The organism is Xanthomonas sp. WHRI 10204 (assembly GCF_040202875.1).
Taxonomy (GTDB): domain Bacteria; phylum Pseudomonadota; class Gammaproteobacteria; order Xanthomonadales; family Xanthomonadaceae; genus Xanthomonas.
This window is the reverse complement of sequence record NZ_JBEGDW010000001.1, coordinates 1,916,949-1,932,228: the sequence shown is the minus strand read 5'-3', so window position 1 is coordinate 1,932,228 and position 15,280 is coordinate 1,916,949. Positions and strand designations below refer to the sequence as shown.

8 protein-coding genes are annotated in these 15,280 nt (G+C 64.7%); 5 read left to right on the top strand and 3 right to left on the bottom strand.

The genetic code is table 11. From position 1 onward, the window contains the following. The first annotated feature begins 414 nt into the window (after positions 1–414). From zwf to ABQZ00_RS08425, 5 genes are all read left to right on the top strand, one after another. On the top strand, positions 415–1,845 hold the full coding sequence (zwf, locus tag ABQZ00_RS08445; RefSeq protein ID WP_115513087.1) for a glucose-6-phosphate dehydrogenase: 1,431 nt from the start codon (positions 415–417) through the stop codon (positions 1,843–1,845). Further along, positions 1,842–2,849 (top strand): glucokinase, encoded by a 1,008-nt coding sequence (glk, locus tag ABQZ00_RS08440; RefSeq protein ID WP_323537113.1) that lies wholly within the window; start codon positions 1,842–1,844, stop codon positions 2,847–2,849. Before zwf ends, glk begins: the two co-directional genes overlap by 4 nt. Continuing rightward, positions 2,846–3,565 (top strand): 6-phosphogluconolactonase, encoded by a 720-nt coding sequence (gene pgl / locus ABQZ00_RS08435; protein WP_323537114.1) that lies wholly within the window; start codon positions 2,846–2,848, stop codon positions 3,563–3,565. The genes glk and pgl overlap by 4 nt, the downstream gene beginning before the upstream one ends. 195 nt (positions 3,566–3,760) lie before the next feature. Next, positions 3,761–5,677: a phosphogluconate dehydratase gene (edd, locus tag ABQZ00_RS08430; protein ID WP_323537115.1), complete on the top strand. Its 1,917-nt coding sequence runs from the start codon at positions 3,761–3,763 to the stop codon at positions 5,675–5,677. 52 nt (positions 5,678–5,729) lie between these two features. Next, positions 5,730–6,389 (top strand): bifunctional 4-hydroxy-2-oxoglutarate aldolase/2-dehydro-3-deoxy-phosphogluconate aldolase, encoded by a 660-nt coding sequence (locus ABQZ00_RS08425; protein ID WP_039815810.1) that lies wholly within the window; start codon positions 5,730–5,732, stop codon positions 6,387–6,389. A gap of 949 nt (positions 6,390–7,338) precedes the next feature. On the opposite strand, the gene ABQZ00_RS08420 is transcribed toward ABQZ00_RS08425, so the two are convergent. Genes ABQZ00_RS08420 through ABQZ00_RS08410 form a run of 3 tightly spaced genes read right to left on the bottom strand, consistent with a single transcriptional unit; the run spans position 7,339 to position 15,076 of the window. Beyond that, entirely contained in the window at positions 7,339–10,425 is a 3,087-nt protein-coding gene (locus tag ABQZ00_RS08420; RefSeq protein ID WP_323537116.1) for an efflux RND transporter permease subunit, read from the bottom strand. Next, positions 10,422–13,934, bottom strand: coding sequence for an efflux RND transporter permease subunit (locus ABQZ00_RS08415; RefSeq protein ID WP_323537117.1), 3,513 nt, complete (start codon positions 13,932–13,934; stop codon positions 10,422–10,424). Before ABQZ00_RS08415 ends, ABQZ00_RS08420 begins: the two co-directional genes overlap by 4 nt. After that, entirely contained in the window at positions 13,931–15,076 is a 1,146-nt protein-coding gene (locus ABQZ00_RS08410) for an efflux RND transporter periplasmic adaptor subunit (RefSeq protein WP_161963054.1), read from the bottom strand. Before ABQZ00_RS08410 ends, ABQZ00_RS08415 begins: the two co-directional genes overlap by 4 nt. Between the last annotated feature and the right edge of the window lie 204 nt (positions 15,077–15,280).

Below are 15,280 nucleotides of genomic sequence, written 5' to 3'. Positions count from 1 at the left end.
CCTCAACGTTTGTATGCGCCCTGCCCTCGGCCCTCCCGATGGCAATGACGACAGACCCGTTTGCGAGGAAATCTCCTGCAAACGAATGCATTGGTTTATTCTGACATGTAATCGTTTTCACATGGCAACATCGATCTCGGGAGGGACCATGCCGCTACCGACCCACGCCGCCGTTTCCGGCGACGTTACCTGCATTGCGCGAGCGGGCATTCCGCCACGCAGGTGCAGGTATGCCGCCCAGGCGCTAACCGCTGACCACCAGTTGCTGCAACAATCGGGGATTGGGCGTCGCCGTCCATCCCCCGCTGCGCGCACGCAAGTGTCGCTCAGGAACAGACGTACCGACCGCCGGCTGTCCGGCGCCTTTTCGCGAAACTGCTGATAACGATGTCTCCAGAATCTGAAACTCGGTCCATGCACAACACCCTGATCCTGTTCGGCGCTACCGGCGATCTCGCCCAGCGCTATCTCTTTCCGTCCCTGCTGCGCCTGTTCGTCGACGGCCTGCTGCCGGAGGACTTCCGTATCCGTGCGCTGGCATTGTCGCCGCACGATACCGAGGCTTTCCGTGAAGTGTTACGGCCACGCCTGACCGAAGCGCTGCCGATTGCCACCCCGGAGCAGATCCAGACGCTGCTGCAGCGGGTGGATTACCGCTCAGTGGACCTGCGCAATGCCGAATCGGTGGCCGATGCAGTCCGCGAGCTGGCCAGCCGCCAGATCGTGAGCTACCTGGCGATCCCGCCGGGGCTGTACATCAGCACCTGCCAGGGCCTGGCCCTGGGCGGTGCGCTGGCTGCACCGCACCGGTTGATGCTGGAAAAGCCGATCGGCCACGACTCCGATAGCGCTCGCGAGATCCTGCAGTCGATCGGCGCGCTGATCGACGAAGACCGCGTGTTCCGCCTGGACCATTACCTGGGCAAGGCGGCGGTGCAGAACCTGATCGCGCTGCGCTTCGGCAATACGCTGCTCGAAGCAGTCTGGAACCGGACCTACATCGAATCGGTGCAGATCCTGGTCGCCGAAAGCGAGGGCGTGGACGGACGCGATGCGTATTACGCCCGCTCCGGCGCACTGCGCGACATGGTGCAGAGCCATATCCTGCAGCTGCTGTGTCTGGTGGCGATGGAGCCGCCGGCCTCGCTGGAAGCCGACCGCATCCGCGACGAGAAGGTCAAGGTGCTGCGTGCGCTGCGCCCGATGACCGCCGAACACGCCGCACACGACAGCGTGCGCGGCCGCTACACCGCGGGCACCATCAACGGCCAGCCGGCGCAGGCCTACCACCCGCCGGAAGGCAGCGACGTGGAAACCTTCGTCGCGGTCACCGCGCATATCGACAACTGGCGCTGGGCCGGCGTGCCGTTCCATCTGTGCACCGGCAAGCGGCTGGCCGAGCGTTCCACCCGCATCGTGGTCACGCTCAAGCCGGTGACGCATTGGTTGTTCGAGCGCCCGGATCGCCAGAACGCGGTGCCCAACCGTCTGACCTTCCAGCTGCAGCCGCAGGAAAACATCGAGCTCGGCCTGATGAGCAGCCTGGCCGGCCCGGAATGGGGCGCGATCGAGCTGCAACCGCTGGAACTGGAATTGTCGGTGCCGACCGGCCTGCACCGTCGCATCGCTTACGAGCGGCTGTTTGTGGATGCCTTCAACGGCAACCCGGCACTGTTCGTTCGCGACGACGAGGTCAAGGCTGCCTGGTCCTGGATCGACAGCGTCAGCGATGCCTGGAAAGACGCAGCCTTGCCGCTGCAGCCCTACCCCGCCGGTAGCTGGGGCCCGGACACTGCCGCACCGTTCCTGCCTCCTGCCACCGACGCACAGGGAAACACCGCATGACCGCTCCTTCCAAACCGGTGCTGGTTGCCGATATCGGCGGAACCAACGCGCGGTTCGCGCTGGCCGATGTCGATGCATCGGTCCCGTTGCTGGATGACACCTCGCGCGAGTTCGCGGTGGTGGAGTTCGCTTCGCTCGGCGAAGCCGCGCGGTACTACCTCGACCAGATCGGCGTGCAGGCCACCCAGGGCGTGTTCGCCGTGGCCGGCCGCGTCGATGGCGACGAAGCGCGCATCACCAATCATCCGTGGGTGATCTCGCGGTCGCGCACCGCTGCCATGCTGGGCTTCAGCACCCTGCACCTGATCAACGACTTCGCCGCGCAAGCCATGGCAATCAGCCTGCTGCGTCCGCAGGATGTGGTGCAGGTGGGCGGTGCCAGCTGGCAGCCGGCGCCGATCGATCAACCGCGTAACTACGGCGTGATCGGTCCCGGCACCGGCCTCGGCGTGGGTGGGCTGATCATCCGTAACGGGCGCTGTTTTCCACTGGAAACCGAAGGCGGCCACGTCAGCTTTCCGCCGGGAACGCCGGAAGAAATCCGTGTGCTGGAAATCCTCTCCGAGCAGTTCGGCCGGGTCTCCAACGAACGGCTGATCTGCGGCCCCGGCCTGGTCAACATCCATCGCGCATTGAGCGAGATTGCCGGCATCGACCCGGGCCCGCTGGAACCCAAGGACATCACCGCGCGTGCGGCGGCCGGCGACCCGCGCTCGGCGCGCACCATCGACCTGTTCTGCGCCATCTTCGGTGCGATCGCTGGCGACATGGTGCTGATGCAGGGTGCATGGGATGGCGTGTTCCTCACCGGCGGGTTGGTGCCCAAGGTGCTGGAGTCGCTGCAGCACTCCGGTTTCCGCCAGCGCTTCGAACACAAGGGCCGGTTCTCCGCGATCATGTCGCGCGTGCCTTCGCTGGCAGTCATGCATCCGCATGCCGGCCTGTTGGGCGCCGCAGCGTATGCGGTGGATGCACAGCGTCAGCATCCGGGGGAGCAGCGATGAACCTGCAGGACAACCCGCGCATCACCCTGGTGCGCTACGAAGATCCCGCCGAATGGACCGAAGCGGTCGCCGGCGAAATGGCCGATCTGCTGGAACAGGAAATTTCGCGCCGCGGGCAGGCACGCATGCTGCTCTCCGGCGGCACCACGCCGGCGCCGATCTACGAATCGCTGGCGCACCGTCCGCTGGACTGGTCGCGGGTGGAGGTGGGCCTGGTCGATGAGCGCTGGCTCTCGCCGCAGGATCAGGACAGCAACGCGTGGCTGGTCAATCATAGCTTCCTGACCCATGCGCCGGCTGCGACCTTCATCCCGTTGGTGCGTCCCGGCAAGCAATTGCCCGAGTGCGTGCACACCGCCAACCTGCAGGCCACCCATGCCGAGCCGGCCTGTCTGGCGGTGCTGGGAATGGGCGGCGACGGACATACCGCATCGTTGTTCCCCGGTTCGACCGATCTGTCCAAGGCGCTGGCCAGCCCGCAGCCGTATGCATCACTGGATGCGACCGGTTGCCCGGGTGCGAACCAGTGGCCGCTGCGGATCACGCTGACGCCGACCGGCCTTGCCGCGATTCCCACCCGCCTGCTGCTGCTGCGCGGCAAGCAAAAGCTCGATGTGCTGCAAGCCGCACTGGCTGGCGAGGACATCAGCGAGTACCCGATTCGTGTCGCGCTCCAACAGCCCGGTCCGCGTTTGCGGGTGCATTGGTGCGGTTGAGTGCTGGCGGATGCTGCGAGCCCTTCGCGAAAGCGGATGCGCTGTGAGTGCTTCGCAACAGCCAATGCAACGTGCGTCGCTCGCAACCGCCGCTTCAATGCGAGTGCCTCGCACCAGCCCGCACATCCAGGTGCGGGTATTTAAACTACACAACAGCGTGCCTTCTTCCCCCCCGTTTCTCATAGCCGGTAGCCAATGAGCCTGCATCCGAACATCCAAGCTGTCACCGACCGTATCCGCAAGCGCAGCGCGCCGTCGCGCGCGGCGTATCTGGCCGGCCTCGATGCCGCCCTGCGTGAGGGTCCGTTCCGTAGCCGTCTGAGCTGCGGCAACCTTGCGCACGGCTTTGCGGCGTCCGAACCGACCGACAAATCGCGTCTGCGCGGTGCGGCCACGCCTAACCTGGGCATCATCACCGCCTACAACGACATGCTGTCGGCACACCAGCCGTTCGAGCATTACCCGCAGCTGATTCGCGATGCCGCGCGTGCGCTCGGCGCCACCGCGCAGGTGGCCGGTGGCGTGCCGGCGATGTGCGACGGCGTGACCCAGGGCCGCGCCGGCATGGAACTGTCGCTGTTTTCGCGCGACAACATCGCGCAAGCTGCGGCGATCGGCCTCAGCCACGACATGTTCGACAGCGTGGTGTACCTCGGTGTGTGCGACAAGATCGTGCCGGGTCTGTTGATCGGCGCGCTGGCCTTCGGCCATCTGCCTGCGCTATTCATGCCGGCCGGCCCGATGACGCCGGGCATCCCGAACAAGCAAAAAGCCGAAGTGCGCGAGCGCTATGCCGCCGGCGAAGCCACCCGCGCCGAGCTGCTGGAAGCCGAGGCGTCGTCGTATCACTCTCCTGGCACCTGCACCTTTTACGGCACCGCCAATTCCAACCAGGTGTTGCTCGAAGCGATGGGCGTGCAATTGCCCGGCGCCTCGTTCGTCAACCCGGAATTGCCGCTGCGCGATGCACTGACCCGTGAGGGCACCGCACGCGCCTTGGCGATCTCTGCACTGGGTGATGACTTCCGTCCGTTCGGCCGCTTGATCGACGAACGCGCCATCGTCAATGCGGTGGTTACGCTGATGGCCACGGGCGGCTCGACCAACCACACCATCCACTGGATCGCCGTGGCGCGTGCGGCCGGCATCGTGTTGACCTGGGACGACATGGACCTGATCTCGCAGACCGTGCCGTTGCTGACCCGCATCTATCCAAACGGCGAAGCCGACGTGAATCGCTTCCAGGCCGCAGGCGGCACCGCGTTCGTCTTCCGCGAGCTGATGGACGCCGGCTACATGCATGACGATCTGCCCACCGTGGTCGAAGGCGGCATGCGTGCCTACGCCAACGAGCCGCGGTTGCAGGACGGCAAGGTCGTGTACGTACCAGGCACCGCGACCACCGCCGATGACAGCGTGGCGCGCCCGGTCAGCGATGCGTTCGAAGCGCAAGGCGGCCTGCGCCTGCTGCGCGGCAACCTGGGCCGCTCGCTGATCAAGCTGTCGGCGGTCAAGCCGCAGCACCGCAAGATCGAAGCGCCTGCGGTGGTGATCGACACGCCGCAGGTGCTCAACAAGCTGCATGCCGCCGGCGTGCTGCCGCACGACTTCGTGGTGGTGCTGCGTTACCAGGGCCCGCGTGCCAACGGCATGCCGGAGCTGCATTCGATGGCACCGCTGCTCGGCCTGCTGCAGAACCAGGGCCGCCGCGTGGCGTTGGTCACTGACGGCCGTTTGTCGGGTGCCTCGGGCAAGTTCCCCGCCGCGATCCATATGACGCCGGAAGCCGCGCGTGGCGGCCCGATCGGGCGCGTCCGCGAAGGCGACATGGTGCGTCTGGACGGCGAAGCCGGCACGCTGGAAGTGCTGGTCTCGGCCGAAGAATGGGCATCGCGCGAAGTGGCGCCCAATACCGCCGTGGCCGGCAACGACCTGGGCCGCAACCTGTTTGCGATCAACCGCCAGGTCGTCGGCCCGGCCGACCAGGGCGCGATCTCGATTTCCTGCGGCCCGACCCATCCGGACGGTGCACTGTGGAGCTACGACGCCGAGTACGAACTCGGCGCAGATGCTGCCGCAGCCGCCGCGCCGCACGAGTCCAAGGACGCCTGATCCCCTTCCCTCTCAGCGATCGCCCCGGCGGTCGCCGTCTAATGGAGTTGCAATGACGATTGCCCAGACCCAGAACACCGCCGAACAACTGCTGCGCGACGCCGGCATCCTGCCTGTTGTCACTGTCGATACGCTGGACCAGGCGCGCCGCGTGGCCGATGCGCTGCTCGAAGGCGGGTTGCCCGCGATCGAGCTGACTCTGCGCACACCGATCGCGATCGAAGCGCTGGCCATGCTCAAGCGCGAATTGCCCAATATCGTGATCGGCGCCGGCACCGTGCTGAGCGAACTGCAGTTGCGTCAGTCGGTGGATGCCGGCGCGGATTTCCTGGTGACGCCGGGCACGCCTGCTCCGCTCGCGCGCCTGCTGGCCGATGCGCCGATCCCGGCCGTTCCCGGCGCAGCCACCCCTACCGAATTGCTGACCCTGATGGGCCTGGGCTTTCGCGTGTGCAAACTGTTCCCGGCCACTGCCGTCGGCGGCCTGCAAATGCTCAAGGGCCTCGCCGGCCCGCTGTCCGAGCTCAAGCTCTGTCCCACCGGCGGCATCAGCGAAGCTAACGCAGCAGAGTTTCTGTCGCAGCCGAACGTGCTGTGCATCGGCGGCTCATGGATGGTCCCCAAGGACTGGTTGGCCCAGGGCCAATGGGACAAGGTCAAGGAAAGCTCGGCCAAGGCCGCGGCGATCGTTCGGCAGGTGCGTGCGGGCTGATGTCTGAGCGCCGCATCCAGAGAGTTGCAAAGCCGGGCTGCGGTGGAAAGCTGATTGGGTGACAAAAGCTGGTTGGCTGAGGAAAGCCTGATTTGCTGGCGCATTTCTCTTGTGCGTGGAGCGGCCCGCGGGCACCGGGGCAGGACACGCAGTGAACCCATCCATGGGGGCTCTTACACGACATTCTTTTCGTGTAAGGTCCTGCCCCGGCGCCCGCAGACCACTCTTCGAATGTTCCTGTGTTGGCGGAACGTGGAGCAGCGATTACTGTCGGGCACGCTCCCCCGCCAAGCTTTGAAAAATTGCTTTACCTGATCAAGATCATGATGGCGACTCGCCGAGGCGGCAGCGTGGTCGGGGATTGGCGGAGAGCGGCGCAAGGATGTGCCGCGGCGGCGAGTCAGACAGGATGTCTGACCGAGCCGAAGAGCCAGTCCCCGGCAGCGCTGACGCCGCTTACCGAAGCCATCGACTCGCAGGCGAGGGCCTGGTTGTAGTCTGAGAAACCGTACCCTCACCCCAACCCCTCTCCCGGCGGGAGAGGTGCTTCAGGCGGCTCATGACGTTCAAGGCTCTAGCACTACGTAACGGTGGCGTTTTCCGCGCACCACGACACCCCAGCAGATCCCTGATCTGCTGCTGCCATCAAAAATCGCGCAGGTCATGGAAAACAGGAAGGAGAATTCGCTTGCCTTGACTAAGGCGTTGCGGTGACTCGCCGAGGCGGCAGCGTGGCCGGGGATTGGCGGAGAGCGGCACAAGGATGTGTCGCGGCGGCGAGTCAGACAGGATGTCTGACCGAGCCGAGTAGCCGATCCCCGGCCGCGCTGTCGCCCCTCACCGAAGCCAGTAACCAACAGCCGCGCACTTGGCAGTACCCGGAAAACCGTACCCTCACCCCACCCCCTCTCCCGGCGGGAGAGGGGCTTTGAGACGGATCATTGGTCGTTCAAGACTCCAGCGAGGCTCTCGCCTGCGTCGTCTTCGGCACACCCCGCGCACGTCGTACCAGCGCTGCTGCGCCGTTGCTCATGTCGTCGAGAATGGCGTAGATCGTCGGCAGGAACAGCAGGCTCACCACGGTGGAAAACGCCAGGCCGCCGGCGATGGCGCGGGCCATCGGGAAGTACGGCGGGCCGTCGCTGAACATCGTGGTGCTGGTCAGCGAGATCGGCACCATCGCCAGGATCGCGGTGCCCATCGTCATCATGATCGGCCGCAACCGCTCGCGTGAGCCCTCGACCAGCGCCTGCGTCCGGCCCATGCCGCGTCGGCGCAAATTGTTGATGTGCTCGATCATCACGATGCCGTTGTTCACCACCACGCCCATCAGCACCAGGATGCCGATGAAGGACATGATGCCGAACGAGGTGCCGGTGATCCAGAACAGCCAGAACACACCGAAGATCGAAAACAGCACGCCGCTCATGATCGCGGCCGGGAACAGCAGCGATTCGAACACCGCCGCCATCACCACATAAATCATCACCAACGCGATCACCAGGTTGAACAGCATCTGGCCCATCGCTTCGCCGTCGTTCTGATAGTTGCCGCCATCGAAGGTGTAGCTGTAACCGGCAGGAAAATTCATTGCCTTGAGCGGCTTTTCCATCGCCGCGCGTGCTTCGGGCACGGTGATTTTTTCGGCCAGATTGGCCTTGATGGTCAACGTGGTCTGGCGATTGGTGCGCCCGATCTGGGTGGCCGCCGGGCGGATCTGCACATCGACCAGACTCAGCAGCGGCACGCTGCGGCCATCCTTGGTGCGTACACTGAAGCCGGCCAGATCTTCCGGCTTGCTTTGCTCGGCGCCGGCAAAACGCACCCACACCGGCACTTCATTGTCGCCACGACGGAACTCGCGCAGCGGCGTACCGCGCAGTGCCAGCCCCACGAAACTGGCCACCTGCTCCGCACTGAAACCGAATGCGGCAGCACGCTCGCGATCGACGCGGATCGCCAGCTCGCTGGTGCGATCGCCGGTATCCACATGCACGTCGCGCAACTCCTTGCGTTGCGCCAGCAGCGGCACCACCTCATCGGCCAGCGACTTGAGCGCCTCGGTGGAGTCGCCAACCAATTGCACCTGCACGCCCTGGTTGCCGCTATCACCATCGCCCTGATTGCCGATGCTGTAGTCGGCACGCGCAGACCGCGGCAACGCCTTACGGATCTGCTCCAGCAATGGCGGCAGGTCTTTAACCTTGCTCGCATCGAAGGTCACCGTCGTGCTGCTGCCTTCCACCTCGCTGAACCACGAATAGACCTGGGTGATGTGGTACTTCTCGCGATTGGCTTCCAGGTAATTCTCGACTCGCCCGACCTCTTCGCCCAGCTGCTCATGCGTGTACGAGCCCTTCCACTGATATTGGATGAAGGCCTCGTTGCCGCCATCGCCGCCGAACATGTCGACCTTGGTCAGTTTCATCGGCACAAGGCTGATGGCGCTCACCAGGATGATCCCGGCCACGCTCCAGCCGCGATGGGCCAGCGTCCATGCAAGCACCCGCGCATAGCGCTGTTGCAGCCTGGCGATCACGCCATGATCGGAGGTCACCATCGGCGGCGTCTTCATGCGCGCCGACAGCATCGGGATCAGGCTGATCGCCACCAGCCACGACGCCAACAACGACACCGAAATGGTGATCGCGATCTGCGCCATGAAGATAGAGATGTTGTTGGTTTCGCCGAACAGATTTGGCACGAACACGATGCAATGGCACAACGTACCTGCGCTCAGCGCAATCGCCACGCTTCGGGTGCCCAGCAATGCCGCCAGCTGCGGCTGCCCGGGCATGCGCTCGCGCTCCTGGTAGATGCTTTCCACCACCACCACGGCGTTGTCCACCAGCATGCCCACCGCGAGCAGCAAACCCATCATCGTCAGGATGTTGAGCGTGACGCCGACGAAATACATGAAGCCCAACGTGATCGCAAAGCAGATCGGGATCGCCAGCGTCACCATCAAGGTCGATGGCCAATGCCGCAGAAAAAAGAACAGCACGGTGATCGACAACAACAGGCCCACCGCCCCGGCTTCGGCGAGTTCGGCCAGCGACGAGGTCACGGCCTTGCCCTGGTTGTCGATGACCTTGATCTGTACGTCGCGCATCGCGGGCTCGGCGCGAATATCTTCCACCTCTTTCAGCGCGGCCTTGGACACTTCCACCAGATTGGCGCTGCGCTCCTTGAAGACATCCAGACCGATCGCCGGGCGCCCATCCAGCCGCCGCCCGTAGTTCATGCGCGTGGGCTTGAGGCGTACCTCGGCGATATCGCCCAGACGCAAACCCTTGGCGTTGAGGACCAGATCACGCAGTTCCTGCAGGTCGCGCAACTCGCCGATCGGCTGTACCCGGATGCGCTGTCCGTTGTCGTCGATCTGCCCGGCGGACACCGAGAAATTGAGCTTGCCCAGCCGCTCGCTCAGGTCGTTGAGGCTAAGGTCGTGCGCGGTGAGGCGATCCGGTGCGATGGCGATCTCCACCTCGTTGGGTGGGGCGCCGGAAATTTCGACCTTCGCCACGCCGGGAATGCGTTCGATGCGCCGCTTGAACTCGCGGTCGAGCATGTCGTACGCGCCGGTCAGATCGGTCTGGCTGGCCAGGCGCACCTTGAGCACCGGCTCGTCGCTGCTGGACCATTTGAAGATATGGAAACGCTGCAGATCATCGGGAAATTCGTCGCGAATCGCATCCAGCCGCTCGCGCGCATCCGATGCCGCGATGGCGATATCGCGGTCCCAATCGGAGAACTCGATAAAGATGTTGGCGCCATCGGCAGTGGCGGTGGAGCGCATGCGCTTGATGCCGGTCATCGTGGCCAAGGCTTCTTCGGCTGGCCGCACCAGATTGCGCTCCACCTCGTCCGGCGTGGAGCCGGTGTACGGCAATTGCACGAACAAAAACGGTGCCGAGATGTCCGGCAATGCCTCCAACGGCAATCGGAAGGCGGCGATCAAGCCCACCACCACCAACGACACAAAGCACATGATGGTGGTGACGGGGCGACGAATGCTGAAGGCCGCAACGCTCATAACGCCTCCAGTCCGTCGGTGTTTTCACGCGTCTGCGCCTGCTGACGCGCCATGCGCCGGCCGCGCTCCAGGTAGTACGCGTCCGCACGGCGATCCAGCAAGTCGTACACCACCGGAATCACCAGCAGGGTCAGCAGCGTGGACACCAGCAGGCCGCCAATCACGGTGATCGCCATCGGTGCGCGCACTTCCGCGCCCTCGCCCATCGCCACCGCCAGCGGCAGGAAGCCGAACAAGGTGCATAGCGTGGTCATGACGATCGGCCGCAAGCGCGAGCGTGCGCCTTCGATCAAGGCCTCACGCTTGGGCACGCCTTCTTCGCGCAACTGATTGACCTTGTCGATCAGGATGATCGCGTTCTTGGTCACCAGGCCCACCAGCAGGATCAAGCCGATGAACACCACCACCGAGACCGGCTTGCCGGTCATCAGCAGCGCCAGCACCGCGCCCACCATCGCCAGCGGGATGGTGAACAGGATGACGAACGGGTGCAGCAGCGATTCGAACTGCGACGCCATCACCAGATAGACCAGAAAGATCGCCAGCCCGAACGCAAACAACAACGACTTGACCGACTGCGCCAGCTCCTCGCCCTGCCCGCCGATATGCATGCCGACGCCGGCGGCCAACGGATCCTTGCGCACCAGCGTTTCCACTTCGCGCACCGCACCGCCCAGATCGATGTCCTTCAGGCTGGCCGACACGATCGCCACGCGGGTCTGGTCGGCGCGATGGATCTCGCTCGGGCCGGTCGTCGCCAGCACCTCGGCCACGGCGGCCAGACGCACGGGACGACTGCTGCCCGGATTGACGATCAGCTGGCGGATCGCATCCACGCTGGCGCGGTCGCTGTGCTGCGCACGCACCAGCACATCGATCTTGCGGTCGCGAAAGCTGTAACGCGTGGCCACATCGCCACGCACCTTCTTGACGATGACATCGGCGATCTGCCGCGTGGTCAAGCCCAGTGCACCGGCACGCTCTTGATCGAAGCGGATCTGGATCTCCGGAAAGCCCTCTTCCACCGTCGATTTGACGTCGGCATAGTGGCCGTTGGCGCGCAGCATCGCGGCCAGTTTTTGCCCGGCCCGCTCCAGCTCGCCCAGATCCTGACCGCGCAATTCCACTTCCAGCGGAGTCGAGAAACTAAACAGCGCCGGCCGTGCGAAATCCACCTGCGCACCGGGGTGCCCGACCATGCTGCTGCGCAGACGCTCGGTCGCCGCCGCTTCCACTTCGGGGCTGCCGCCGCCGGCCATCACCACGGTGAGCTTGCCGATGTTCTCCCCGCTTTCGGTGGGGTTGGCATCCAGCCGCGTGCCGCTGCCGCTCACGCCATACAACGACGCGATACCGGGGTCTTTGTCGTGCGCGAGTTGCAGCTCGCGAACCAGTGCATCGGTCTGCGCAAGCGGCGTGCCGGACGGCAGCTTCACGGTCATCTCGAAACGATCCTGCGCCAGCTGCGGTATCAGGTCCGCCCCCAGCATTGGCACCAACAACACGGTGCCGACAAACGCGGCCGCTGCCAATCCCAGTACCAGACCGGGCCGACGCAACGCTGCCGGCAACATCGCCAGATAGCCACGCTCGGCACGGCCGTACGGCGCCATGGCAATGTCGCTGGCCTTACGCATCACCGGCGACACCACCCGTGCGATACCGCGCCACAATTTGACCACCGCCCACGCCCCGCCGAAGAACGCATAGCGCACGCTGGCCCCCGCCCCGCGACGGCCGGCAGCCACTGGCTTGAGCCAGCGCTGTTCGGGCGTCCAATCCGGGTGGTCCGGCTCATCCGGAAATGCCATCGGTGGCGCACCCTTCAGTGAGCTCAGCATCGGAATCAGCGTCATCGACACCACCAACGAGATCGCAATGGCGATCGCCACCGTCAGCGCCTGATCGCGGAACAACTGCCCGGCAATGCCTTCCACGAACACCAGCGGCAGGAACACCGCAATGGTGGTCAACGTGGAGGCCATCACCGCCATGCTCACTTCGCGGGTACCGGCAATAGCCGCATCCAGCACGCTCAAGCCACGCTCGCGCGCCTTGGCGATGCTCTCCAGCACCACGATCGAATCGTCCACCACCAGGCCGGTGGCCAGTGCCAGCCCGCCCAGCGACATCACGTTGAGGCTCAAGCCAAGCTGGCCCATGAAGAAGAACGTGGTGATGATCGACACCGGCAACGACAGGCTGATCACGAACGTGCTCCAGCCGTCGCGCAGGAACAGGAAGATGATCAGGATCGCCAGCACACCGCCGATCACCGCATCTTTTTTGACATCGCTGATCGCGTGTTCGATGAAGTGCGACTGGTCTTCGATGGTGGTGATCTGCACATCGCCCGGCACGGTTGCCTTGAGTTGCTCCAGTCGCGCGCGCAGCGCGGCTGCCGTGGACACGGTGTTGGCATCGCCTTCCTTGTAGATCGCCAGCTCCACCGCTTCCTTGCCGCCCAGACGGATGATCGCCTCGCGCTCCTTGTAGCCTTGGCGCACGTCGGCCACATCTTTCAGCCGCACCGGCATGCCGCCGGCGATGCTGCTGCTGGACGCCGACGACGTGCTCTGCACTTCCGCCGCTGCCGCCAGCGCCGCCTGCGAGCCGGTGGACGCGGCAATCGCATACATCTGCTGCATCGCTGCATCGGCGGCGCTGCTACTGCTGCTCTGCGTGGTGACCAGCATGTTGCGGATCTCGTCCAGATCCACAAACTGGTTCACCGTGCGCACCAGATACCGCTGCGAGCCTTCTTCCAGCCGGCCGCCGGAGATGTTGACGTTCTCCTCCTTGAGACGGGTGATCACGTTGTCGATGGGCAGATTGAGCTGCGCCAGTTTCTGCTGATCGATATCGACCTGGATCTCGTCTTCCAGCCCGCCGCCGACCTTGACCGCGGCCACACCGGCCACCGGTTCGAGCTTCTTTTTCAGGTCTTCGTCGGCATAGCGGCGAAGACCGGTGAGCTGACGGATCGCATCGGTGTCCGACGCCGGGGCCTGTTTGGGCGACAACGCCAGCCGCATGATCGGTTCGGTGGATGGATTGAAGCGCAGCAGCACCGGCGGCTTGGTTTCCAGCGGCAGCGACAGCGCTTCCATCTTGTCGCGCACTTCCAGGCCGGCCTGGTCCATGTTGGTGCCCCAGGCGAATTCCAGCACCACATCGCTCTGCCCGGTGCGCGAGATCGACTTGAGCTTGCGCAGGTTCTTGACCACGCCGACGGCTTCTTCCACCGGTTCGGTCACCAGCGTCTCGATTTCCGCCGGCGCCGCGCCGGTGTATTCGGTGCGCACGGTGAGCGTGGGGTAGCTCAGATCGGGGAGCAGATTGACCTTGAGGCTACGCAGCGCGATCAGGCCGAACAACAGCATGGTTACGGTGATCATGGCGATGGTCACCCGTCGCCGCGTGGCGAAGGCCACCAATCCACCGCCGCCTCCATGCAGAGGCGCGTGCGGGTCGTGCACGGGTCCGTGCGCGTTGCCGTGATCGCTCATGAGCGCGTCTCATCGCTGCCGGTCTTGTCGCCGGCCGCCGGTATCGCAGCAGCAACCGGTTTGCGTTCTGGCTGACCAATCACCTGCACGGCCGTGCCATCGCGCAGTGCCACCTTGCCAGCGGTCACCACCTGATCGCCTTCCTTCAAACCCTGACGCACTTCCAGCCACGGGCCTTCGGCGTAACCAAGTTTCACAGGGACCCGGCTGGCCTTGCCATTGCGCACCACAAACACCGCAGGTTCACCATCATCGAGCAGCGCCAGACGCGGAATCACCAATGCATCCTTGCGCTGGTCGTAATCGATACGGATGCGCCCGAACATGCCCGGCTGCAGCGACTCGGCGCCCTTGCCGAAGGCGCACACCACACGGAACGTGCCGCTGCCCGAATCCACCACCGGCGCAATGCGATCCACCTTGCCCACGAACTGCTGGCCCGGCAGCGCATCGGCCAGCAAGGTCACCGGCTGGCCCGATTTCAACGTCGCCAGTTCGCGCTCGGGCACGTTGAGCGTGGCTTCCAGCTGCGAGTCGTCGACGATGCGGAAGATCGGCGTGTTGATCTGCACGAAGTTGCCGGTCTTGATCGAACGCGAGGCGATCACCCCGGAAATCGGCGCCTGCACCGTGGTGTAGGACAGCTCCAGCGATGCCAGCCGGTGCTGCGCGCGGCTGTTTTCCACATCGAACTTGAGCTGATCCACATCGGCTGCGCTCACCAGCTGCTGACCGACCAATTGCGTGGCGCGGCGGTAGCTGTTTTCCAGCTTGCGTAGCTGCGCTTCGCTTTGCGCAACGGCCAGATGCGCGCGATCCGGATCCAGTCGCACCAGCGCCTGGCCGGCCGACACTTTCTGGCCCTCTTCCACCATCACCGCCAATGCCACGCCGGAGGTCTTGGCGACCACCTGCGCTTCCGCACGCGGCTCCAGTGCTGCGGTACCGGTATAGCTGGCAGCCACCGCGCGACGCGCCGCCTTGGCGATTTCCACCGGCACGGTATCGACGGCCTTTTTTTCTTCAGTGGCCTTGGCTTCCCCATCGCCGGTCTTGCAGCCGCCCAACAACAGACTGGTGGAGATCAATACTGCGGCGGCGCAGATTCCGCTGCGGCCGGGCAAGAAGGAGAGTGGCGACATCGTCGTGTCCTAGTGGATGCGTTAACAGGTGTTGTAGGCAAGTAAACCACCCGAACATGCATGTCGCCAATGCGCCAAAGGTCATGGTCTGTTCAACTTCGCGTATTCACCCCGTTTGCTCCACGCCAATTCGCAGGCATACTCGGTCCGGTTCCGTCACGCCCCCACCGTGCGGACGCTCAATCAGTCTTCCGGATACGAAAC

Bases quoted from the DNA above. Each gene is read 5' to 3' on its own strand.
- zwf (WP_115513087.1), top strand. From the start codon at position 415: ATGCACAACACCCTGATCCTGTTCGGCGCTACCGGCGATCTCGCCCAG.
- glk (WP_323537113.1), top strand. From the start codon at position 1,842: ATGACCGCTCCTTCCAAACCGGTGCTGGTTGCCGATATCGGCGGAACC.
- pgl (WP_323537114.1), top strand. From the start codon at position 2,846: ATGAACCTGCAGGACAACCCGCGCATCACCCTGGTGCGCTACGAAGAT.
- edd (WP_323537115.1), top strand. From the start codon at position 3,761: ATGAGCCTGCATCCGAACATCCAAGCTGTCACCGACCGTATCCGCAAG.
- ABQZ00_RS08425 (WP_039815810.1), top strand. From the start codon at position 5,730: ATGACGATTGCCCAGACCCAGAACACCGCCGAACAACTGCTGCGCGAC.
- ABQZ00_RS08420 (WP_323537116.1), bottom strand. From the start codon at position 10,425: ATGAGCGTTGCGGCCTTCAGCATTCGTCGCCCCGTCACCACCATCATG.
- ABQZ00_RS08415 (WP_323537117.1), bottom strand. From the start codon at position 13,934: ATGAGCGATCACGGCAACGCGCACGGACCCGTGCACGACCCGCACGCG.
- ABQZ00_RS08410 (WP_161963054.1), bottom strand. From the start codon at position 15,076: ATGTCGCCACTCTCCTTCTTGCCCGGCCGCAGCGGAATCTGCGCCGCC.